The organism is Pseudomonas sp. 18175, from assembly GCF_050432925.1.
Classification (GTDB): Bacteria; Pseudomonadota; Gammaproteobacteria; order Pseudomonadales; family Pseudomonadaceae; genus Aquipseudomonas.
In genome coordinates, this window is record NZ_JBKFTO010000013.1 from 56,306 (window position 1) to 77,906 (window position 21,601).

General features: G+C 56.5%; 21 protein-coding genes and 2 pseudogenes. 13 read left to right on the plus strand and 10 right to left on the minus strand.

All coding sequences use genetic code 11. The features are described 5' to 3' along the window. Positions 1-38: 38 nt before the first annotated feature. Together ACLD1Y_RS18690 and ccoM are read left to right on the plus strand one after the other, a co-directional pair. Positions 39-233: a hypothetical protein gene (locus ACLD1Y_RS18690; protein ID WP_429479478.1), complete on the plus strand. Its 195-nt coding sequence runs from the start codon at positions 39-41 to the stop codon at positions 231-233. Between the two features lie 143 nt (positions 234-376). Next, positions 377-493 (plus strand): cytochrome c oxidase subunit CcoM, encoded by a 117-nt coding sequence (ccoM, locus tag ACLD1Y_RS18695; RefSeq protein WP_337678412.1) that lies wholly within the window; start codon positions 377-379, stop codon positions 491-493. Between the two features lie 139 nt (positions 494-632). Here ccoM and ACLD1Y_RS18700 read toward each other — a convergent pair whose 3' ends face one another. Continuing rightward, on the minus strand, positions 633-2,108 hold the full coding sequence (locus ACLD1Y_RS18700) for an inorganic phosphate transporter (RefSeq protein WP_429479324.1): 1,476 nt from the start codon (positions 2,106-2,108) through the stop codon (positions 633-635). A gap of 313 nt (positions 2,109-2,421) precedes the next feature. Beyond that, a complete protein-coding gene (locus tag ACLD1Y_RS18705) occupies positions 2,422-2,622 on the minus strand; it encodes a hypothetical protein (protein ID WP_003189295.1) in 201 nt (66 codons plus the stop codon). Between the two features lie 551 nt (positions 2,623-3,173). Here ACLD1Y_RS18705 and pcaR point away from each other — a divergent pair. The 9 genes from pcaR to pcaC all read left to right on the plus strand — a co-directional run bounded on the left by pcaR (position 3,174) and on the right by pcaC (position 12,362). Further along, positions 3,174-4,016: a pca regulon transcriptional regulator PcaR gene (gene pcaR, locus ACLD1Y_RS18710; RefSeq protein WP_429479325.1), complete on the plus strand. Its 843-nt coding sequence runs from the start codon at positions 3,174-3,176 to the stop codon at positions 4,014-4,016. Positions 4,017-4,163: 147 nt separating this feature from the next. Continuing rightward, the gene (locus tag ACLD1Y_RS18715; RefSeq protein WP_429479326.1) at positions 4,164-5,504 is read left to right on the plus strand and encodes an MFS transporter; all 1,341 of its coding nucleotides are present in this window, start codon (positions 4,164-4,166) and stop codon (positions 5,502-5,504) included. A gap of 300 nt (positions 5,505-5,804) precedes the next feature. Then, entirely contained in the window at positions 5,805-7,010 is a 1,206-nt protein-coding gene (pcaF, locus tag ACLD1Y_RS18720; protein WP_429479475.1) for a 3-oxoadipyl-CoA thiolase, read from the plus strand. Positions 7,011-7,027: 17 nt separating this feature from the next. Continuing rightward, positions 7,028-7,732 carry a protocatechuate 3,4-dioxygenase subunit beta gene (pcaH, locus tag ACLD1Y_RS18725; protein WP_429479327.1) on the plus strand — a complete coding sequence of 235 codons (705 nt, stop codon included), beginning with the start codon at positions 7,028-7,030 and terminating at the stop codon, positions 7,730-7,732. A gap of 1 nt (position 7,733) precedes the next feature. Continuing rightward, positions 7,734-8,300: a protocatechuate 3,4-dioxygenase subunit alpha gene (pcaG, locus tag ACLD1Y_RS18730; protein ID WP_429479328.1), complete on the plus strand. Its 567-nt coding sequence runs from the start codon at positions 7,734-7,736 to the stop codon at positions 8,298-8,300. Between the two features lie 196 nt (positions 8,301-8,496). After that, positions 8,497-9,792, plus strand: a complete 1,296-nt coding sequence (locus ACLD1Y_RS18735) for an MFS family transporter (RefSeq protein WP_429479329.1) — start codon at positions 8,497-8,499, stop codon at positions 9,790-9,792. 9 nt (positions 9,793-9,801) lie between these two features. Beyond that, entirely contained in the window at positions 9,802-11,157 is a 1,356-nt protein-coding gene (locus ACLD1Y_RS18740) for a 3-carboxy-cis,cis-muconate cycloisomerase (protein WP_429479330.1), read from the plus strand. 10 nt (positions 11,158-11,167) lie between these two features. Then, complete coding sequence (gene pcaD / locus ACLD1Y_RS18745) at positions 11,168-11,959, plus strand: 3-oxoadipate enol-lactonase (RefSeq protein ID WP_429479331.1); 792 nt, start codon at positions 11,168-11,170, stop codon at positions 11,957-11,959. Positions 11,960-11,969: 10 nt separating this feature from the next. Continuing rightward, a complete protein-coding gene (gene pcaC, locus ACLD1Y_RS18750; protein WP_429479332.1) occupies positions 11,970-12,362 on the plus strand; it encodes a 4-carboxymuconolactone decarboxylase in 393 nt (130 codons plus the stop codon). Between the two features lie 80 nt (positions 12,363-12,442). Here pcaC and ACLD1Y_RS18755 read toward each other — a convergent pair whose 3' ends face one another. The 7 genes from ACLD1Y_RS18755 to proC form a co-directional block, all read right to left on the minus strand. After that, positions 12,443-14,038, minus strand: coding sequence for a M91 family zinc metallopeptidase (locus ACLD1Y_RS18755; protein WP_429479333.1), 1,596 nt, complete (start codon positions 14,036-14,038; stop codon positions 12,443-12,445). A gap of 110 nt (positions 14,039-14,148) precedes the next feature. Further along, positions 14,149-15,048 carry a polysaccharide deacetylase family protein gene (locus tag ACLD1Y_RS18760; protein ID WP_429479334.1) on the minus strand — a complete coding sequence of 300 codons (900 nt, stop codon included), beginning with the start codon at positions 15,046-15,048 and terminating at the stop codon, positions 14,149-14,151. Between the two features lie 85 nt (positions 15,049-15,133). Further along, positions 15,134-16,384: an OprD family porin gene (locus ACLD1Y_RS18765; RefSeq protein WP_429479335.1), complete on the minus strand. Its 1,251-nt coding sequence runs from the start codon at positions 16,382-16,384 to the stop codon at positions 15,134-15,136. A gap of 158 nt (positions 16,385-16,542) precedes the next feature. Further along, on the minus strand, positions 16,543-17,700 hold the full coding sequence (gene solA, locus ACLD1Y_RS18770; RefSeq protein WP_429479336.1) for an N-methyl-L-tryptophan oxidase: 1,158 nt from the start codon (positions 17,698-17,700) through the stop codon (positions 16,543-16,545). Beyond that, entirely contained in the window at positions 17,697-18,593 is an 897-nt protein-coding gene (locus tag ACLD1Y_RS18775; protein ID WP_429479337.1) for an EamA family transporter, read from the minus strand. The genes solA and ACLD1Y_RS18775 overlap by 4 nt, the downstream gene beginning before the upstream one ends. Further along, positions 18,590-19,453 (minus strand): methyltransferase, encoded by an 864-nt coding sequence (locus ACLD1Y_RS18780; RefSeq protein ID WP_429479338.1) that lies wholly within the window; start codon positions 19,451-19,453, stop codon positions 18,590-18,592. The genes ACLD1Y_RS18775 and ACLD1Y_RS18780 overlap by 4 nt, the downstream gene beginning before the upstream one ends. 2 nt (positions 19,454-19,455) lie before the next feature. Then, on the minus strand, positions 19,456-20,349 hold the full coding sequence (gene proC / locus ACLD1Y_RS18785) for a pyrroline-5-carboxylate reductase (RefSeq protein WP_429479339.1): 894 nt from the start codon (positions 20,347-20,349) through the stop codon (positions 19,456-19,458). A 115-nt stretch (positions 20,350-20,464) separates the two neighbouring features. On the opposite strand from proC, the pseudogene ACLD1Y_RS18790 reads away from it, so the two are divergent. Next, positions 20,465-20,589, plus strand: a pseudogene (locus tag ACLD1Y_RS18790) (IS630 family transposase); the annotation flags it as partial. A gap of 15 nt (positions 20,590-20,604) precedes the next feature. Here ACLD1Y_RS18790 and ACLD1Y_RS18795 read toward each other — a convergent pair. Further along, positions 20,605-20,877: pseudogene (locus ACLD1Y_RS18795) on the minus strand (OprD family outer membrane porin); the annotation flags it as partial. Positions 20,878-21,122: 245 nt separating this feature from the next. On the opposite strand from ACLD1Y_RS18795, the gene ACLD1Y_RS18800 reads away from it, so the two are divergent. Further along, positions 21,123-21,599 (plus strand): hypothetical protein, encoded by a 477-nt coding sequence (locus ACLD1Y_RS18800; protein WP_429479340.1) that lies wholly within the window; start codon positions 21,123-21,125, stop codon positions 21,597-21,599. Positions 21,600-21,601: the final 2 nt, after the last annotated feature.

The following is a 21,601-nucleotide window of genomic DNA, read 5'->3' on the forward strand; positions in this document are numbered from 1 at the left end:
GCCCGCTGATTTGCGGTGGGGCGGGGGAGGCCGCATTATTGAGCCATTCCCGCCACGACGTAAGCCATGCCATGAGTGATGACGACAAGCTGATCGACCTGAATGCCGAACGGGCCAAACGTGTCCATGACCTGAACGACAAGCGCCTGAATGAAGTGCGCCAGGCGTTTGAACAGGCGATGCCGCTGGGCAAAGCCAAGAAGAAAACCAAGAACAAACCAAAAAAACGTTGAACCTGCCTGCATCCGTTGATGCAGGTCAGTTATTGCCCTTCTTTACGCCCCGTCGCGGGCGACATTGATCCTTGTCAATTTTCCAATCCGCCTTCTCGATTAACTTAGCCCTATCGCAACAGGGCAAGTGCAGGAGGCCGGTCATGTTTATCGATAACGTGGTATTTGCCGGAGTGCTGACGGTCAGCCTCATGGTGGTGTTTTTTGCAGGGTTTGGACTTTTTATCTGGAAAGACGCGAATAAGCGTAAAAAACCCTAAGTCTTTCCGGGTTACATGAGCACGCAAGGCATTTTGGGCGACTTCGGTCGCCCTTTTTTTTGTGCGCGATTCAATAAAAAAAGTCATAAAAAAAGGTGCGACCCTCGCGGATCGCACCTTTTTTATTACGTGGAAGTTATCAGCTACCCAACGCCTTCGACGCCAACCAGAACAGCCCGGCCGACAGGCCTACTGTTGCTGGCAGGGTCAGCACCCAGGCCATCAGAATGGTCTTGACGGTGCCGCCTTGCAGGCCGCTCTTGTTGGCGACCATGGTACCGGCCACGCCCGACGACAACACGTGGGTGGTCGACACCGGCAGGCTGAAGATGTTGGCCAGGCCAATCATGCTCGCGGTGGTGATCTGCGCCGACATGCCTTGGGCGTACGTCATGCCCTGCTTGCCGATCTTCTCACCGATGGTCAGTACCACACGCTTCCAGCCAACCATGGTGCCCAGGCCCAAGGCCAGTGCGACGGCGAGGATCACCCAGAACGGGGCGTACTCGGTGGTGGCGGTCAGGTCTTTGCGCAGCTTATCCAGGTCGGCCTTGTCACGCGCTGAAAGGTTCGGCAATTTGCTGACTTTCTTCGCCGTGTCGTCCAGGCACAGCAGGTAGCGGCGTACTTCAATGCGATGGTCAGACGTCAGCGAGTGATAGTCCGAGACACCTTTCAAGGTGCCCAGCAGGGCCTCGATGGTCGGCTCGGTCTGCTGCGGGTTGCACTGGAACTTGCCCGGCAGATCATTCTTCACGCTTTTACCCAGGGCCAGGAACTCACCGAGGGTCTCGTGGTTACGCTGGTAGAACTGGTTCAGGTGCAGGGTCGCGTCGCGGGTACGTTCGATCTGGTAGGTCGTGCTGCCCAAGTCGAGTACGAACTGCGCCGGAACGATGCCGATCAGCACCAGCATGATCAGGCCGATGCCTTTCTGGCCGTCGTTGGAACCGTGCACGAAGCTCACGGCCATCGCGGAGATCACCAGTACCAGGCGGTTCCAGAACGGCGGGTGCTTCTTGTCGTCAAGCTTGCGGCGCTGGTCCGGGGTCTTGTGCATCTTCGACAGCGGGCGCCACCATTTCAGGGCGATCAGCACCAAGGCTGCCACCAGGAAACCGGCCATTGGCGAGAACACCAGGGAGGCACCGATATCAATCGCCTTCTGCCAGTTCACACCGTCAGCCAGGGGGATATCGTTGATCAGGGCGTTGGCCAGGCCAACACCGAGGATCGAGCCGATCAGGGTGTGGGAGCTGGAGGCCGGGATACCGAAGTACCAGGTGCCCAGGTTCCAGGTGATTGCCGCTGCCAATAGCGAGAAGACCATGGCCAGGCCGTGGCCGGTGTTCACATTGATCAGCAACTCCACCGGCAGCAAATGCACGATGGCGTAGGCGACACCCACACCGCCGAGCAACACGCCGAGGAAGTTGAACACCCCGGAGAAGAACACGGCCAGGTGCGGCGGCATGGCTTTGGTATAGATGACTGTGGCCACCGCGTTAGCGGTGTCATGAAAGCCATTGATGAACTCGAAGGCGAGGACAAAGGCCAGGGCGAGCAACAGGCTCACTAGAACCCAAGCATCCAGTCCGCTGAATAAATCGATCATGAAGGTTTTCTGACCCGGTCGTAAGGGGGCGCGATTATGCCAGAAAACCTCGGTAATCGATGCACTAGCTGCTCATCGGTCACAATCTTCACTGAAAAGATCACTGGGAAAGGGGCGCATCCCAGGGTTTTCGGGGGTTTGGCAAGTCTTTGATTTATAACGCGCAGGGCCAATCGGGCAGGGGATTGTCACTAAAACGTCATATCTGAAACATTTGTATGAAATTTCACTGGCTTGAGTGGGATGCAAGGTTGCCGGCCGATGGCGGTGTGCCATCAGCCAAGGCCAAACCTTGAGGTTCAAACCGGGTCGCTTAGGGCTCCTCGGTTTTGAGTTCCTGTTCGATCTTTTGGATTTCCTGGGCAAAGGCCTGGTCGAGCAAGCTGGCTCGCTTGCGCCATGGTTTGCGTTCAGGTTCAGGCTGGGCGGCGTAAGTGGTGACTTCTCCGCCGTAAACATCCTTGTAACGTTGCTCCTGGCGCTCAAGTTCCGCGCGCAGTTCATCTTTCGTCACATTGTTACCTAATTAAGTTGAGTGTCGTTACGTTGCAGCGTTATGCCTGAATGCCGCCCTCGGGCTGTTTAAAGTTGAACCGATGAAGCGTTCAAGTTTGAACTTGGCACGAGAGGCCAGGTGTTATTGCAATCATTCAAGGCAGATAGTTGCGACCGCTCATGCACTGCCTGTGCATGACTTGGCGAGCTCTGCTCCCGATACTGAAACCGGGCTGACCTCCGCACAGGGTGCATTATAGCGGCGCATTTGAATAACACTATCAGCATAAAGTTAAAAAGCGTCAACTTTGTGTGAGTCTTTTGTTACGCGCAGACGTCAGTATTTGCTGAAATTCTGGCGCCATAAAGGCTGCACAAACGCAGGCGATATTAAGCCATCGCTTAATGCCGCAAGAGGGGCCGTGGTGTGCTGAGGCAAATTGCGATTATCGGATGGGCGTCCGATAATCGCCCAATGTTGTGGGTGATGCCTTGTGCATCCCGGCCCACGCAGCCTGTAATAGCGAGCACAGCTCCCTTGCGGTCCACAATAAGAGAAAGGAACCCGACATGAACGATCAATTGCGCAACTCCTTCGCGTCGGTGGCGCCGCCGATCGTTGCCTCCGCGGCCAAGCGCATCCAGGCGTTTACCGGTGATCCGGACTTCATGACCTCCCTGGCCCGTGGCCTCGCCGTGGTGCAGGCGTTCCAGGAGCGCAAGCGTCACCTCACCATCGCCCAGATCAGCCACCGCACTGAAATTCCCCGCGCCGCCGTGCGCCGTTGCCTGCACACCCTGATCAAGTTGGGCTACGCCACCACCGATGGGCGCACCTATTCGCTGTTACCCAAAGTATTGACCCTGGGCCATGCCTACTTGTCGTCCACGCCGCTGGCCGTGTCGGCCCAACCCTACCTGGACCGCATGAGCGAGCAACTGCACGAGGCCTGCAACATGGCCACCCTCGAAGGTGATGACATCCTCTACATCGCACGTTCGGCCACCACCCAACGCCTGATTTCCGTGGACCTGTCGGTGGGCGGGCGTTTACCCGCGTACTGCACCTCCATGGGCCGCATCCTGCTGGCAGCGCTGGACGACGCCTCGCTGCAGGACTACCTCGACCACGCCGACTTGCAGGTCAAGACCAGTCGCACTCTGAGCACTCCCGAGGCGTTGCTTGAGTGCCTGCAGAAAGTCCGCCAGCAAGGCTGGTGCATCGTCGACCAGGAGTTGGAACAGGGCCTGCGTTCTATCGCCGTGCCGGTGTATGACGCTTCGGGCCAGGTGCTGGCGGCGCTCAACGTCAGTACCCATGCCGGGCGGGTCAGCCGCGCCGAGTTGGAGCAGCGGTTTTTGCCAAGCATGCTCAGCGCCAGCCGCGAGTTGAGTGCGCAGTTATTCACTTAAGCTGTTCGGTGACCGCACAGATCCCGGCCTGGTCAATTGACGCTGTTTCCCCTGGCTTATTAATGTGCGGCAGCGCTATCAGCACTGCGCACAATAATAATGGCGACCCCAGGTCGTCCGCCCGCCATCGGTGTGGAAATAACAATAATGAATCAGCCATCTGTCGGTACTACCCTGGACGTACAGTCCTTTATCAATGCCCAGCCACTGTCGCGTTATCAGTGGCGCGTGGTGATCCTGTGTTTTCTGATCGTCTTCCTCGATGGCCTCGACACCGCCGCCATGGGCTTTATCGCGCCAGCGTTGTCCCAGGACTGGGGCATCGACCGCGCCAGCCTCGGCCCGGTGATGAGCGCCGCGTTGATCGGCATGGTCTTCGGCGCACTGGGCTCCGGCCCGCTGGCCGATCGCTTCGGTCGCAAGGTCGTGCTGGTGGGCGCGGTGCTGCTGTTCGGCGCCTTCAGCCTGGCATCGGCCTACAGCACCAACGTTGATCAACTGCTGGTGCTGCGCTTTCTCACCGGGCTGGGCCTGGGCGCGGGGATGCCGAATGCAACGACGTTGCTGTCCGAATACACCCCCGAACGTCACAAGTCGCTGCTGGTGACCAGTATGTTCTGCGGCTTCAACCTGGGCATGGCTGGCGGTGGGTTTATCTCGGCCAAGCTGATCCCGGCCTTCGGCTGGCATGCCTTGTTGATGATCGGCGGCATCCTGCCATTGATCCTGGCAGTGGTCTTGGTGGTGTGGCTGCCGGAGTCGGCGCGCTACCTGGTGGTGCGCAATCGCGGCACCGACAAAGTGCGCCAGACCCTGTCGCCCATCGAGCCTCGCATCGTCGCCCAAGCCAGCGCGTTCAGCGTGCCCGAACAAAAAACCGTCAAGGCGCGCAACGTGTTCGCGGTGATTTTCTCTGGCACCTACAGCGCCGGCACCTTGTTGCTGTGGCTCACCTACTTCATGGGCCTGGTGATTGTTTACCTGCTCACCAGTTGGCTGCCCACCCTGATGCGCGATAGCGGCGCCAGCATGGAACAGGCGGCCTTTATCGGCGCTTTGTTCCAGTTTGGCGGTGTATTGAGTGCCGTGGGGGTTGGTTGGGCGATGGACCGGTTCAATCCCCACAAAGTCATCGGCACGTTCTACCTGCTGGCTGGGGTGTTTGCCTACGCGGTGGGCCAGAGCCTGGGCAATATCACGGTACTGGCGACCTTGGTGCTGATCGCGGGCATGTGCGTCAACGGTGCGCAGTCGGCAATGCCGTCGCTGGCGGCGCGTTTTTACCCGACTCAGGGGCGTGCCACGGGTGTGTCGTGGATGCTGGGTATCGGCCGCTTTGGCGCAATCCTGGGTGCCTGGATGGGCGCCACGTTGCTGGGGTTGGGCTGGAATTTCGAGCAAGTGCTGACGGCGTTGGTGATTCCGGCCGCGCTGGCCACGGCTGCCGTGGTGATTAAGGGCATGGTCAGCCACGCTGATGCCACTTGAGGCTCGCCACGATTAAAAATGTGGGAGCGGGCTTGCTCGCGAAGGCGCAGTGTCAGTCGGTGCATTCATTGACTGACACACTGCTTTCGCGAGCAAGTCGAATCGTCGCACCGCCGCTCCCACATGAATAGTGCTCGACTTAACAATAGCTGGACAACAATCCGTTCGATAACCGAACACTGCGTCGATTATCGGATTGTCTGCCCCAGGGCCGCGTCTTAACCTTCAGCCACCCGACGCTCTCTCAGCGTCTTTTCCGATCCGTATGGCGGCGGCCCATGGCCAAACCGCGGGAGAAACCTGATGCGTGATGTCTTTATCTGTGACGCTATTCGTACCCCCATTGGCCGTTTCGGTGGTGGCCTCTCCACCGTGCGCGCTGATGATCTGGCGGCACTGCCGCTCAAGGCCCTGATTGAACGCAACCCTTCGGTGGACTGGGCCGCAGTGGACGAGGTGTTCTTCGGTTGCGCCAACCAGGCCGGCGAAGACAACCGCAACGTTGCCCGCATGGCATTGCTGCTGGCGGGTCTGCCGGAGAGTATTCCCGGCGTGACCCTCAACCGTCTGTGCGCTTCCGGGATGGACGCGATTGGTACGGCCTTCCGCGCCATTGCCAGCGGCGAGATGGAGCTGGCGATTGCCGGTGGCGTCGAGTCGATGTCCCGCGCGCCATTTGTGATGGGCAAGGCCGACGCCGCGTTCTCGCGCAATATGAAGCTGGAAGACACCACCATCGGCTGGCGTTTTATCAACCCGCTGATGAAGGCCCAATACGGCGTGGATGCGATGCCGCAGACCGCCGACAACGTCGCCGACGACTACAAGGTATCCCGCGCCGACCAGGACGCCTTTGCGCTGCGCAGCCAGCAACGCACCGCTGCCGCCCAGGCCGCCGGTTTCTTCGCCGAGGAAATCGTGCCGGTGCGGGTCGCCCACAAAAAAGGCGAGACCGTGGTCGAGCACGATGAACACCCACGGGCCGACACCACGCTGGAAGCCCTGACCAAACTCAAGCCGGTCAACGGCCCGGACAAAACCGTCACCGCCGGCAATGCCTCGGGCGTGAATGACGGTGCGGCGGCGCTGATCCTGGCCTCCGCCGAGGCGGTCAAAAAACATGGCCTCACCGCCCGCGCCCGCGTCCTGGGTATGGCCAGCGCCGGTGTTGCACCGCGTGTGATGGGCATCGGCCCGGTGCCGGCGGTGCGCAAACTGGTGGAGCGCCTGGGTCTGGCGGTGACTGACTTCGACGTGATCGAACTCAATGAAGCCTTCGCCAGCCAAGGCCTGGCCGTGCTGCGTGAACTGGGGATTGCCGACGACGCGCCCCAGGTCAACCCGAACGGCGGCGCCATTGCCCTTGGCCATCCCTTGGGCATGAGCGGTGCGCGGCTGGTACTGACGGCCCTGCATCAACTCGAAAAAACCGGCGGCAGCAAAGGCCTGGCGACCATGTGCGTGGGCGTTGGCCAAGGTTTGGCCCTGGCGATTGAACGCATCTAATAAGAGAGGACTGCACCATGAGTGACAAGCCTGGATACCGGCGCCCGCAAGCGGGCACTCAACCTGATTACCTGCACCCGGCCTACCAGTCGACGAACCTGCGTTCGCCGTCCCAGCCGTTGGTGTTCCTGCCCCATTCCTTGTCGGAAATCACCGGCCCGACTATCGGCGCCGAGCGGGTTAACGAGAAGGACAATGACCTCACGGCCCAGCATGAAGGCGAGCCCCAGGGCGAACGCATTATCGTGCATGGCCGCGTCCTCGACGAAAACGGCCTGCCGGTGCCGGGCATTCTGGTGGAGATCTGGCAGGCCAACGCCGCCGGTCGCTACAACCACAAGCGCGACCTGCACGACGCACCGCTGGACCCGAATTTCACCGGCACCGGCCGTACCGTCACCGATGCCGAGGGCTGGTACCAGTTCCAGACCATCAAGCCCGGCGCCTACCCATGGGGCAACCACCACAATGCGTGGCGCCCGGCGCATATCCACTTTTCGCTGTTCGGCCCCAGTGTGCTGACGCGGCTGGTGACGCAGATGTACTTCCCCGGTGACCCGCTGTTGCAGTACGACCCGATCTACAACTGCGTGCCCGATACGAGCGCCAAAGAACGTTTGATCGCCAGCTTCGACCTGGAAAAAACCATTCCTTCCTATGCCCTCGGCTACCGCTGGGACATCGTCCTGCGCGGCCGCGACGCCACGCCGATGGAGAAATGAGATGAGCCTTAACGCGACCACGTCCCACACCGTCGGGCCGTATTACCACATTGGCCTGACCTGGCTGAACCGCGAAGACCTGACCACCGCCGCCACCCTCGGCGAGCGCGTGGCCATCAGCGGGCAAGTGGTGGATGGCAGCGGTGATGTCGTCAACGACGCTATGCTGGAAGTCTGGCAGGCTAACGCCGCCGGCAAATATGACCACCCCGAAGATGATCAGGACAAAGCCCTGGACCCAAGCTTCGAAGGCTTCGGCCGGGTGCCGGTGGATGGGGAAGGGCGGTTTCGCTTTACCACTATCAAACCGGGTGCGGTTCCGGGCTTGAAGGGCACGACCCAGGCGCCGCACCTGGTGGTGCTGGTGTTTGCACGGGGCTTGGTGAAACACCTGCTGACGCGGATTTATTTCGATGGCGAGGCGCTGAATGGGGATGATCCGTTGTTGGCGTGTGTGCCGGCGGAGCGTCGTAGCACGTTGATTGCCAAGCCGGATGCGCAGGGTGTGCATCAGTGGAATGTGGTTTTGCAGGGGACAGATAGAGAAACCGTGTTCTTTGACTACTGAGTTGGCTTGAGATTATTCGCGAGCAAGCCCGCTCCCACAGTTGACTGCATTTCAAAGTTGGAACTCGGTCAAATGTGGGAGCGGGCTTGCTCGCGAAGAGGCCGCTCCAGACCCCACACATCCAAAGGTCGTGTTGCGGAACGAGCTTGTTGCAAAGTATGTCTAGGCTATAACCGTTCCCACTGAGTAAAAAACCATGACAACAACAACCAGTCATTACACCGGAGAAGAACGCAGCAAACGGATTTTTGCGATTGTCGGTGCATCCTCCGGCAACCTCGTCGAATGGTTCGACTTCTACGTCTACGCCTTCTGCGCCATCTACTTTGCCCCGGCGTTTTTCCCGTCGGACAACCCCACCGTTCAACTGGTTAATACCGCCGGTGTATTCGCCGCCGGGTTCCTGATGCGCCCCATTGGTGGCTGGCTGTTCGGCCGCGTGGCCGACAAGCACGGGCGTAAAAACTCGATGATGATCTCGGTGCTGATGATGTGCGCCGGCTCCCTGGTCATCGCGTTTTTGCCCACCTACAACGACATCGGCGTGTGGGCGCCGATTCTGCTGCTGATCGCGCGGCTGTTCCAGGGCCTGTCGGTGGGTGGCGAGTACGGCACCACTGCCACCTACATGAGTGAGGTGGCCCTCAAGGGCCAGCGCGGGTTCTTCGCCTCGTTCCAGTATGTGACGCTGATCGGCGGGCAGCTGCTGGCAGTGCTGGTGGTAGTGATCCTGCAACAGGTCCTCAGCGAAGAAGAGCTGCGTGCCTGGGGCTGGCGCATCCCGTTTGTGATCGGCGCCATTGCGGCGGTGATCTCGCTGTTGCTGCGTCGTACCCTGAAAGAAACCACCAGCAAGGAAATGCGTGAAGACAAGGACGCCGGCAGCATTGCCGCGCTGTTCCGTGACCACAAGGCGGCGTTTATCACGGTGCTGGGCTACACCGCCGGCGGCTCGCTGATTTTCTACACCTTCACCACCTACATGCAGAAGTATCTGGTGAACACCGTGGGTATGCACGCCAAGACCTCCAGCTACATCATGACCGGCGCGCTGTTCCTGTACATGTGCATGCAGCCGGTGTTTGGCATGCTGGCGGACAAGATCGGCCGTCGTAACTCGATGCTGTGGTTTGCCGGCCTGGGCACGCTGTTCACGGTGCCGATCCTGCTCACCCTGAAAACCGTCAGCAGCCCGTTCCTGGCCTTTGTGCTGATCACCCTGGCGTTGGCGATTGTGAGTTTCTACACCTCCATCAGCGGCCTGGTGAAAGCCGAAATGTTCCCGCCCCAGGTGCGTGCCTTAGGTGTGGGCCTGGCGTATGCGGTGGCTAACGCGATCTTTGGCGGCTCGGCGGAATTCGTCGCGCTGAGCCTTAAATCCATTGGTATGGAAAACAGTTTCTACTGGTACGTCACGGCGATGATGGCGATCGCTTTCCTGTTCAGCTTGCGCCTGCCCAAACAAGCGGCGTACTTGCACCACGATCTGTAAGGGACGGTTATGACGCTGCGCACGAGCAACCAATTGTTCGACGCTTACTTCACCGCGGGCAGCATGGCCGAGGTGTTCTGCGACCAAGGGCGCCTGCAGGGCATGCTGGATTTCGAAGCGGGACTGGCCCGTGCCGAGGCCCAGGTGGGGTTGATCCCGCAAGCCGCCGTAGCGCCGATTGCCCAGGCCTGCCTGGCTTCGCTGTACGACGTGGATGCCCTCGGCGCGGCGATTGCCACGGCGGGGAATTCGGCGATTCCATTGGTCAAAGCCCTGGGCAAGTTGATCGCCAGCGAAGATGCCGGGGCTGAACGTTACGTGCATTTGGGCGCGACCAGCCAGGATGTGATGGACACCGGTTTGGTGCTGCAAGTGCGGCGCGCGGTGGAGTTGATCGAGACGGACCTGGCGCGCCTGGGTGACATCCTCGCCGCTCAGGCTCAGCGGTATGCCGCTGTGCCGTTGGCCGGGCGCACCTGGTTGCAACATGCGACGCCGGTCACCTTGGGGATGAAGATCGCCGGTTGGCTCGGGGCAGTGACCCGCAGCCGTCAGCGGCTTGCGGAGCTGAAGCCACGCTTGCTGGTGCTGCAATTCGGCGGCGCCTCCGGCACCTTGGCCGCGCTGGGTGAACAGGCGATGCCAGTAGCCGAAGCGTTGGCGGCGGAGTTGCAACTGGCCTTGCCCGAACAACCCTGGCACACCCAACGAGATCGCCTGGTGGAGTTCGCCAGCGTCCTCGGTTTGATCGCCGGCAGCCTCGGCAAGCTGGGGCGCGATATCAGCTTGTTGATGCAGACCGAAGCGGCCGAGGTTTTCGAACCGTCGGCACCGGGCAAGGGCGGTTCGTCCACCATGCCCCATAAACGCAACCCGGTGGGCGCCGCCGTGCTGATCAGCGCGGCGACCCGTGTGCCCGGCCTGGTGGCGACGATGTTCAGCGCCATGCCCCAGGAACACGAGCGCAGCCTGGGCTTGTGGCATGCCGAGTGGGAAACCCTGCCCGAGATTTGCCGACTGGTGTCCGGCGCGCTGCAACAGGCCTTGCTGGTGAGCGAAGGGTTGGAAGTGGACGCCGAACGCATGGGCCAGAACCTCGACCTGACCCAAGGCCTGGTGCTGGCCGAAGCCGTGAGCATCGTGCTGGCCCAGCGCCTGGGCCGTGAAACGGCGCATCACTTGCTGGAACACTGCTGCAAACGCGCCGTCGCCGAGGGTCGGCACCTGCGTGCGGTATTGGCGGACGAGCCGCAAGTCACCGCCGAGCTGTCCGCCACCGAACTTGATCGCCTGCTCGACCCGGCCCATTACCTGGGCCAGGCCCAAACCTGGGTCATCCGCGCTGTAGCCGAACACTTTGCTTAAGGAGTCCCCCGTGGCCTTTGTACAACTTGCCGATGGCGAACTGCATTACCAACTGGACGGGCCGGTCGACGCACCGGTGCTGGTGCTGTCCAACTCGCTAGGCACCGACCTGCATATGTGGGACATCCAGATCCCGGCCTTCACCGAGCATTTTCGCGTGCTGCGCTTTGATACCCGTGGCCATGGCAAATCCCTGGTCACCAAGGGCCCGTATAGCATCGAGCAACTGGGCCGTGACGTGATCGCGCTGCTGGACGCGCTGGATATCCCGCGTGCGCATTTTTGCGGGTTGTCCATGGGCGGCTTGATCGGCCAATGGCTGGGCATCAACGCAGGCACGCGCCTGCATCGCCTGGTGGTGTGCAACACCGCTGCCAAGATCGGCACGCCAGACATCTGGAACCCGCGTATCGAGATGGTCCTGCGCGACGGCAAGGCAGCGATGGTCGCGCTGCGCGATGCGTCGATTGCGCGCTGGTTTACTGCCGATTTCGCGGCGGCCAACCCGCATCAGGCCCGGCAGATTACCGACATGCTCGCGGCCACCTCGCCCGAAGGCTACGCCGCCAACTGCGCCGCCGTGCGCGATGCCGATTTTCGAGCGCAACTGGCCCTGATCAAAGTGCCGACCCTGGCCATTGCCGGTACCGAAGACGCGGTCACGCCGCCAGAAGGCAGCCACTTCATCCAGAACCATGTACAAGGTGCCGAATACGCTGAGTTCTATGCCGCGCACCTGTCCAATGTGCAGGCCGGTGCAGCGTTCAGCGACTGCGTTATCGAATTTTTGCTGGCCCGCTGAGGAGCTATTTGTGGACGAGAAACAACGTTATGCCGAAGGCCTGCAAGTGCGCCGCGAAGTGCTGGGCGACGCCCACGTCGATCGCAGCCTCAATGCCCTGACCGAGTTCAACAGCGAGTTCCAGGAAATGATCACCCGCCACGCCTGGGGTGACATCTGGACCCGCCCGGGCCTGCCTCGGCACACCCGCAGCCTGATCACCATTGCCATGTTGATTGGCATGAACCGCACGGATGAGCTGAAGCTGCACCTGCGCGCCGCCGCCAGCAATGGGGTGACCCGCGCCGAGATCAAAGAGGTGCTGATGCAGAGCGCGATCTACTGCGGGATTCCGGCGGCGAATGCGACGTTTCACTTGGCCGAATCGGTGTGGGATGAGCTGGGCGTCGAGTCAAGGGTTTAGACCCTTGACCCATCGATGGCGGATTGCCTTTCAACACACTGACGAGGTGGTTCATCAGTGGGCTATCGTTTTTAACGAAGTTACTCTAAGTAAGACTCCCTTAATGGAACGTCCATTTCTTTGCGCAGTGCGTTCTCATTAAAGGGGTCCGGGTTGGTATTGACCGGCGGTGTTGCCGGGTCGTCGTCAAAGTCAAAGGGGGCAGCGCTCGTCGGTAAACCGACTGCTTGGAGCTCGACGTTGGGCTCCATGCCTTTTTTTCCAGAAAAAACCGTACCTGTTTTAAAGTTGTAAGCGTGTGCCAGCTCATGGAATAGGTACGTCAGGGGCAGGGCGTTTTCACTGAAGTAATGGGGGTTGTAAACCAGGGTGCCTATGGGCATGGGGTCACCCCGCGTGTTCGCTACGATAGTTCCAAGTTTTGGATCGTTAGCGATGTCTGGATTTTCCCCATTTTCGAGTTGTTGATTAAAATAGGCGCTGTTGGGCATGTAGAAACTATTATTTTCGGATTCCCCCTCAATCACTTTGATGGGTGAGTCACTACGCTTCGCCAATGCGTCCAGTTCGGCCAACATTTTTTGGCCGGTTGGAGAGCTTCTCAGCATTTCCAAATCGTCGTTGAATCGTTGTTTGAAATCGGCTGAACCTTCTACAGAGAATGCGAAAGAGCCCGCAGTAGTGGGGGTGGTCCAATTGCGCTCTGTGGTAGCGGTTCTTAATATCGCGTCGGTTTTTTTAGCAAAAATCCTATTCTCTTCACCCGTCGCCATAATTCTGTTTTGGCCACTACCGGAATAGAAGGTCGTACGGCCATTTCCTTGCAGAACATTATTGCCTGCGCCACTGTTGATGACCGTCCGACTAGACCCAGCACGTATATAGTCATTATCGTTGCCGCCATCCAGATAAGCATCGCCGGCTCCTGGCCCCAAGTATCCATAGACGCGGTCTCTACCATTGTTGCCGTAGACCACGCACTTCCCGGGGCCTGCATAGATCACATCGTTATCATCATTACCTTCGGCGTAACCAAGACCGCTGCCGAGCCTGATGAAATCGTTTCCCTTGCCGCCAAACACTCGGACAATGCCACTACCCAGCGCGTTAATGACATCATCATCGTCGCCGCCTTCGACGGTCACGTCCCAATCAACAGCGGGGTCAATGGTAACGTCGTCATTGCCTCCCCTGGTTTTTATAACGAGAACTTGGCCCGGTTCGAGTGTCAAGTTGTAGGGCTTACCATTGACTGTCAAATTGCCGTTTGCAGTGTTTTTTATATGGACGGTGTCTGCTGTATTGCTCGTTGTAATAATCAGCTGGTCGATAAGCTGCTGTGCTTGCCCCTCGCTGTCATCCTCGTCATAGCTGACGGAGCAGGCTCGAGTGACCTCGATAGTGTCGTCTTTGAAGATCGGGTGATATTCGATCTGCCTAATTTGTTTTGGTTGCTGGTCGGTAGTGAACCTAGATTTTCCAGCCAGCTCGAGGGGGATCGGATCTTCGCCATTATTGATTAAGGACTTGTTGAAACTTTTCAACCCAAGTAGTGACATGTTGGTAAAGCGACTTCCATCTATTTCCAGGGGGGGCTCAGGTTGTTTCTGAGCAGGTAGGGCGGAGGAATGATGGAGGGCGTGTGTTGATAGGGGTGGGGTTTTGGACAGGCTCATGACTCATCTCCTTTCAGCGAGCGTTAGCATCTAAATGCGTCAGGGCAACTGAGTGGCGAGAGGCTTGGATGCGTTCCGAAAAAAGACCCGTCTATCGATTGATGATTCACTCAGTGGGAATCGGCATCCCACACCCAGTTCCACACCCCCGGCAAGTGCACCGGCTCGCTCACATCCTTGACTGACCTGGCCAACGCCGCCCGCTCCAGCGCGTCACGGTCGGTGTAAAACGGCTGAGCCGCCGTCTTCATTCCCGTGACCTGCGCGCTATCGAGCAATATCTGCAAGTACTCCTGCATATGCCGCGCGGTATAGCGGTTGATGTCATGGAAGGTCACCACCACGGGAATCACCCCGTCCACCGTCGGTAACTCTCCCAAGGCAATGCGTTCACGTACCACTGATAGTTGGCGGTTCAGGTTGGCGCGGCGACGGGGGCTGCCGTTGAACCCCCAGATCTTGCCGTCGTTGGCGCTCAAATCGGTCAGCAGCACGTGCATGCCGTGGCGCTGGTAAGCGGCAAAGGTACGCCGGTCATAGTTCCAGAACGGTGGGCGTACCAGCCGCGGCGGGGCGCCGGTGATCGCAGCAATGTCGGCTGCGCCTTGGGTGAGGGTGCTTTCCAGCTCGGCGTTGTTCAGCCAGCGGTGGTTGGTATGAAAACCGGTGGCGGTATGAAAGGCCAGGATATGCCCGCCTGCGTACTCACGCTCCATGGTCTTGCGCCCCCGTGAGCTGCCGCCCGAGCGGGCAGCTTCGGTTTGCAGGAAGAACACGGCCTTGATCCCCGGCAGGATCGGGTTGCTCGCCAGGTCGGCCACCACCGAACGGCTCGGGTTGTTGTAGCCCGAGGCGCTGGGGCCGTCATCAAAAGTCAGCAGGAAGCGAATCGGCGCCTGGGTTTGCAGGCGCTGTTCGGTTTGCGGCGTCAGGGCGATGGGCGCGCCGATGCAACCGCCCAGGCTCAGGACCAGGGCAAGCAGCAGGGACGCAGGGGCGAAGGATTTCATGGTGTGGGCCGGGCTCGTCTGGAGGCCGCCGCTGATTCAGCTCAGCAGCGGCAGGCGCGCACCATACAGTAAGGTCGATGACGGTTTACAGCAGACTGATCGGGTAACTGACGATCAGCCGGTTTTCATCGAATTCATTGTTGCTGTAATCCCGGCGCATGCTGGAGTTGCGCAGGCGCACCGTGAGGTTTTTCGCCACACCGCCTTGCACCGTGTAGCCCACTTCGCTTTCGCGGCCCCATTCCTTGCCGTCGGTGATAGTGCCTGTGTGCACGTTGCTGCCGCTGATGTAGCGGTTCATCAAGGTCAGGCCCGGCACGCCGAGGGCGGCGAAGTTGTAGTCATGGCGCACTTGCCAGGATTTCTCCTGGGCGTTGTCGTAGCTGGAGTTATAGCTATCGTTGGCCAGGGTGCCGCCGCTGGTGCCATTGACGCGCATCCAGGCGTTGTTGCCGTTAAGTTTTTGCAGGCCGACGTAGAAGGTGTTGCCGCCGTACTTGGCCGAGAACAGGCCGGACCAAGTTTTGTTGTCCAGGCTGCCGGCGCGGGCGCTGCCGTCGTCCTTGCCGTAGAAGAACCCGAGGTTGGCGCCCAGGGTCCAGTCGCCCATGGGCTGGCTGTGGATCAGGTTGACGAACTGCTGGCGGTAGATGTCCTTGAGCTGGGCGTTCCACAGGCCGACCTGGGTGCGCTTGTCGTTGAACGTATATTCACCGCCCTGGAAGTTGAAGCGGTCGGAGGTGAACGCGGTTTTACCGACCATCGACATGTCGGTCATGCTGCTGTCGTCCCGCGGGCTGTTGGCGCGGAACTGGCCGCCGTAGAGGGTCAGGCCGTCGATCTCCTTGGAGGTGATCTGCCCGCCACGCAGGGTTTGCGGCAGCGAGCGGCCATCGTCCGCGCGCAGGATCGGCAGCACCGGCATCCATTCGCCGACCTTCAGTTCGGTCTTGGAAATCTTCGCCTTGAACGCCACGCCCAAGCGCCCGAACTCATCCGCCGGCCGGCCGTCGTGGTCCAGCGGCAACAGTTGGGTACCGCCGCTGCCGCGTCCGCCATCGAGTTTTACCGAATACATGCCCAGCACATCCACGCCAAAACCCACCGTGCCTTGGGTAAAGCCGGACTTGGTGTCGAAGATGAAACTTTGAGTCCACTCTTGTGCGCCGCCCTGGGTCTTGGTGGGGTTGGTGTAATTGCGGTTGAAGAAGAAGTTGCGCAGGTTGAGGTTGGCGCTGGCGTCTTCGACAAAGCCGTGTTCTTCGGCGACGACGGGCAGGGCGAGTGTGGCGACAGCGGTTGCCAGCAACAGCTGGCGCGGGTGCAAAGTGTTCATGGCGTTAGGACCTGTTGTTATTGGGGTTATGCAGGTGCGGCCATGGTGCTCGGCGGTGCGGGGGCGGTGAAAGTGGGGGGCGGCGGATTTTGGGCGATGATCGAACGAAATTGTTATTTGGCATGATAGGTAAGAAAGCAGCGATAACGGTAAAGTGATTATGTTTTGATAAACCGATCAACTGAAAACGCCGATAGAGAAAAGCTGGGTTTTTGACTGACAGCCATATCAGCTAATGCGTCGCCGATAGCCGGGGCAAATTTATATCCATGTCCTGAGCAAGCAGAAGCAAAATAGGCAGCCTTTAATATTTTTGATTGACCTATTAAAAACGACTCGTCGAGGCTCATTGTATAGAAGCAGCTTTTTGCTTTTATAGGTGAGTGATCAAGTTGTGGGAAAAGGGATTTAACGGTTTCGGATATTTCAGTTATGTATTTCTGCTGAATGGAGAAGTTTTTCCAGTCAGGAGATACCACGTCTTGCTGTCTGTTGTGAAAGCCGATTTTCACACCAGGCTCAGTACTACCAATTGAGGGGACACCATAGAGAATACCCCCATCATCACGCTCATAAAGAAAGACGGGAAAGTTTTTCTTTGAAAAATATTCTTCAGATTTTATTTTTTGATTGAACCAGTAAATAGGTACTTGCCGGGGTTGAATGTATTGTTTTAGCTCGGGCATAAACTTTTCAGCAATCCAAGGGCCTGTGGTTATAATTGCCGATTTTGCATAATGGATAAATCCACATTTAGTGGTTGCTTGAATGCCCAATTTATGGTTTTCGAGATTTATAACGCTGTCGCCGAACTGAATGGATGCTCCGCACTGGACTGCTTCATTCAGCATCCCAAGCCTGGAGTCATAAGCTGATATCACATACGCGCCAGGTTCATATAGAGCGTGCACCCCATCCTGAAGGTGGATGGCAGGTAAGTAAGTTCTAATGTTAGAAGATGAGAGGATTTTATGGTCTATGTTTCCCTGGATTGCGGCTTTAATGCTTCCGGCTACTACACTGCTCGAACGAGGTCCGATGAAAATTCCACCTGTACGAAATAGGATTTGCCTGCCAATCGATTGTTCCAATTCATTCCATAATAAGTCGGCATGTATAAGTGCTGGGAGATACTTCTCACCCTCCCAATAGGCACGTCGGAAAATCCTTGACGCTCCATGGGAGGACCCATAGTTATGAGTGGGACCAGCGGCTTCAATTCCTAATACACAGGCACTTTTTTGAGAGGCTCTCCATAATGCGGCCGCTCCCATCACGCCAAGGCCGATAACAAGTACGTCATGTAAGTCTTTCATTGTTGGCTTTTCCTATTGAAGAGGACGTCGTATGCAGTCAGTAAAACGGGGAGGGCTGCTGATATGAGTAGTAGTGTCAAGGTTGTGTTGGAAGGTTGTTTGCTGAGGGTAGTGAGCGAAATAATTATCAGGGTAATGGGTAGTGCGAATTGTAAAAGGCCGGTTAGAGAAAGTGGTATTTTTCCAGTGGCGTAAGAAAACATTATTAAAGGCGATACGGATACTATACCCGCTAGCCAAATGAGTCGTGTAGAAGGTGAAGTGAGTTGGTCGGGTTGCAATAATTTTAAGTCAAATAGCCAAATGGCTAACGTCAGGCAGATCGCCAAGCATAAGCTCTCTATCAGAGTTCCACTTTTTGCGTCTAGCGGGCTTGCTTTTTTTATGTAAGTGTAAGCGCCCCATGATGCGGTTATTAATAGGTAGGTAAAATGATTTAAGTGTTCGGTTGAAAGCATAAGGAGTGTGATGATGCTAAGTGAGATGCAGATGGAGATAGTCTCGATTTTTTTGACCTTTTCTCGGTAAATTGAAAACCCTAAAATAACTGAAATGAAGGGTGCTAAAAGATACCCGAGTCCACTTTCTAGAATGTGCCCGTTAATGGATGACCAAATAAAGGTGCACCAATTTATTACTAGGAAAAATGAAGCAGTGCAATGCAGGGTGAGTGATTTAGATTTTAATAGTAATTTGTGAAGGGGGTGCCGGCATATCAAAATAAAAAGAGTGATGATCGCTGTTGATAATATTATTCTGTAGGCTACTAACGTGGTCGGTGGCACCTCGCTGAGCGCCCTCCAGTAAAGCGAGGATGCACCAAGAAAAAACTGCGCTAATACAGACAGTATCACTGGCAGCGTATAGGGTTGAAAGTTTTTTCGAGCGTTCATGATTGTGGCGTCGGACAGTGGAAAAACTCAATGACCTCATATGACCAATAAATAGTTCCTTTGCTGTCAGTAGAAAATGCCGCCAAATCTTGCGCTTCCCAGTTTTTGAACTCCAATTGAAGCTCTGCAGTGAGTGCTTGCCATTGGGAGGAATAGTGGATGAGTGGGAATGTATGGCGCTCAATTAGTCTGTGTGATAGGGGTGGGGCGTTATTGTACTTTTGACTGTACCGGTCTAATACGTCGCGAATACCTACCATTGAATTAAGGCCGACGATCGCCACTCCTGTAGGCTCAAGGTACCTCGGGAGATCTTCAAGGAAACGTGTGATGACAGTTTCACCATAAAACATTGCACTGGCCGGTAATGTTGCCTCTTGATCTATACTGTCTAGTTGTAGGGTCAGCGTTTGCGAGGGGGTGCGCCAGCCAGGAGGGTTAAATATAATGGTCTGAAACTGCCTTTCTGGGACTGACTGGAATAGATCACTGCAAATAAATGAGATTTTGTGATTGTTGAAGTTTATTTTTTCGTTGACTTTGGCCTGTTCAGTTGATCTTTCAGAAACGTCGGTTGCTACAATGTCATTATTACCAAGCTTTCGCATTAATAATGCATGAACGCCGCTCCCTGTACCCATGTCCAAGAAACTTCTACTGAGTATTTTGGGGTTTAACCTTTGCACGAGGTGGTTGCCCAGTCTAATGCCTGCAAGGCTGACCTTGAAAACATCTGGCGTATGCGCCAACGTCAAAGTTTGACCAAGGCCAAAATATAATTTATATGTGTCTTGATGTGTTTGCAAAGGTTGTTGAGTTAAATGACAGCTAGCTACACCGTGATCAATGAGTCCTCGCATTTCTAAGCTCCTTCACCTAACTCACTTGAGCGTGCGCTGGCGTGCTTTAATCCTTCTGTGATTATTGTTCTGAGTTGCATATTGTTAAAGAAGTTTATCGCTCTAACTGTCGTTCCGCTCGGCGTCATGACTCTTTCACAAATCGTCATGGGCGGATCTAGACTCGATTCAATCAGCGCTGTAGCTCCACGCAGTGTTTGAATGGCCATCATTGATGCCTGCGCTTTGTCAAAACCTGAAGAAATACCATATTCAATAAGGGCTGCCGTAAAGTAGGAGATGTAGGCCGGGCCACCTCCAACTAAAGCTGTGGCTGCATCAATAAGTGATTCTTCTGTTGTGATGATTTTGCCAAGTTTTGTGAAGATGTGTTCGGCTAGGGTTCTGTTTTTTAGGGTGAGCTCAGGTTTGTGCGTGAGTATTGTTATGCTTTCGCCTAGTGCGCATGCGATATTGGGAATTGCTCGACAGATTTGCTGTGAGTTTAGTCGGGTTGACAGTACTGATGTGGGGATGCCGGCCATGACTGATACTATCAGTCCTTTGTAAGAGTTGAGTTGTGGGCTATGTTTTGATAGCAGTTCAAAAGATTGAGGTGGGATTGCCAGAATTATAGCTTCTGACTCTATTTTTTTTGGGGGGGTGTCTGATGAGTGTATTCCATTTTTTTTCATTTCTTCCCTGCGAGCAGGGTTGGAGTCAATGATAGTTATGGATGTATCTACGCATGCTCGCTTCAGTCCTGCGGCGATGGCTCCTCCCATGTGTCCAGCGCCGATAATTAATATTTCTATTGGTTCTGTCATGATTACTCCAACCTTCTGCTGTTTTAGACGTTTGTCATTAGCTTCGTGGTGGATTGGATTTAAATCAAATCTAGTGTTTCCTAAAAACACGTAGTCCGTTTCCGGCGCTTATTCTGACAGGCGTGTTCAGACGGTGGTTGTTAGCTAGAAAACCGAATCAAGTTCTTGAATAAGTTATATTTGTTCGGTTTTTTTTGGGGCCGGCCGCGAAACACCCGGGTATCTTCGGCTGCACCTGATCGTCGATAATTATGCGATCCATACGCACCTGAAAGTGAACGCGTTGCAAGAAAGAACAAACGTCTCTACATGCATTTCACGTCCGCATCCATCCGTAAAAAAAGAGCGGTATGAGTACATGCCCAGCATATCCACGCCAAAACCCACCGTGCTTTGGGTAAAGCCGGACTTGGCGTCGAGGATGAAACTCTGCGTCCACTCCTGTGCGCCGCCCTGGGTTTTGGTGGGGGTGGTGTAATTGCGGTTGAAGAAGAAGTTGCGCAGGTTGAGGTTGGCGCTGGCGTCTTCCAGCAAGCCGTGTTCCTCGGCGACGACGGGCAGGGCAAGGGTGGCGACAGCGGTTGCCAGCAACAGCTGGCGCGGGTGCAAAGTGCTCATGGCGTTAGGACCTGTTGTTATTGGGGTTATGCAGGTGCGGGCCATGGTGAGAGGGCGATGGGGGAGATTCAATTAGGGGGGGCACGGGTTTGGGCGGTGATCGAACGCTATTGCAGGTGGCGTAGCGAGGGGTATGTCAACTGTCAGAGTTGACAGTTGTACAGAGCAACTATGGGCGATTAACGTTGGCGTAACGTCGGCATTGGGGGACGGCAGTATTCAATTCATTGAACGAGGCAGCCAACATGAGCGATATACGTCGTCCCACCAGCACAAACCCTGTTGTAGGGCGATTTACCGGCACTTACACCGTCGATTCTCGAGACCCGGTAAATTTTGACCTCCGTGATGTGCTTTATCAGAGTTTCGAAACGCCGATCTTACTTTTCATGGAGGCTGGTAACCGTCAAACGGAAGTTTGGCTTATATTCTCCGGCGGCGTCAGCATTGAGAAATTTGGCTATTACCCGTTCACAAGTCAGATAGGTGGATTTTCAGCTCAGGCATATATCAACAACGAAGAATTTAGCGCCTTTGAGGATCCCACAGGTGGACTAACGGTCAGGTTTGTAGAGTCTGATGGTGACTATAAGCGGCTCGAAGGTGACGGAACCCTTAAGATGAAAGTCTACGATAGGAAAAAAAACCCGCACGATGTGGTTATGACCATTACTAGATTTGATGTAAGAACCAAGCCTATTGATGCAGTCCCCGTACTCTGATG

Bases quoted from the DNA above. Each gene is read 5' to 3' on its own strand.
- ACLD1Y_RS18780 (WP_429479338.1), bottom strand. From the start codon at position 19,453: ATGCGAGGACTCATTGATCACGGTGTAGCTAGCTGTCATTTAACTCAA.
- pcaR (WP_429479325.1), top strand. From the start codon at position 3,174: ATGAACGATCAATTGCGCAACTCCTTCGCGTCGGTGGCGCCGCCGATC.
- pcaG (WP_429479328.1), top strand. From the start codon at position 7,734: ATGAGCCTTAACGCGACCACGTCCCACACCGTCGGGCCGTATTACCAC.
- pcaH (WP_429479327.1), top strand. From the start codon at position 7,028: ATGAGTGACAAGCCTGGATACCGGCGCCCGCAAGCGGGCACTCAACCT.
- ACLD1Y_RS18735 (WP_429479329.1), top strand. From the start codon at position 8,497: ATGACAACAACAACCAGTCATTACACCGGAGAAGAACGCAGCAAACGG.
- ACLD1Y_RS18740 (WP_429479330.1), top strand. From the start codon at position 9,802: ATGACGCTGCGCACGAGCAACCAATTGTTCGACGCTTACTTCACCGCG.
- ACLD1Y_RS18775 (WP_429479337.1), bottom strand. From the start codon at position 18,593: ATGAACGCTCGAAAAAACTTTCAACCCTATACGCTGCCAGTGATACTG.
- ACLD1Y_RS18755 (WP_429479333.1), bottom strand. From the start codon at position 14,038: ATGAGCCTGTCCAAAACCCCACCCCTATCAACACACGCCCTCCATCAT.
- ccoM (WP_337678412.1), top strand. From the start codon at position 377: ATGTTTATCGATAACGTGGTATTTGCCGGAGTGCTGACGGTCAGCCTC.
- ACLD1Y_RS18700 (WP_429479324.1), bottom strand. From the start codon at position 2,108: ATGATCGATTTATTCAGCGGACTGGATGCTTGGGTTCTAGTGAGCCTG.
- ACLD1Y_RS18800 (WP_429479340.1), top strand. From the start codon at position 21,123: ATGAGCGATATACGTCGTCCCACCAGCACAAACCCTGTTGTAGGGCGA.
- ACLD1Y_RS18760 (WP_429479334.1), bottom strand. From the start codon at position 15,048: ATGAAATCCTTCGCCCCTGCGTCCCTGCTGCTTGCCCTGGTCCTGAGC.
- solA (WP_429479336.1), bottom strand. From the start codon at position 17,700: ATGAAAGACTTACATGACGTACTTGTTATCGGCCTTGGCGTGATGGGA.
- ACLD1Y_RS18765 (WP_429479335.1), bottom strand. From the start codon at position 16,384: ATGAACACTTTGCACCCGCGCCAGCTGTTGCTGGCAACCGCTGTCGCC.
- ACLD1Y_RS18715 (WP_429479326.1), top strand. From the start codon at position 4,164: ATGAATCAGCCATCTGTCGGTACTACCCTGGACGTACAGTCCTTTATC.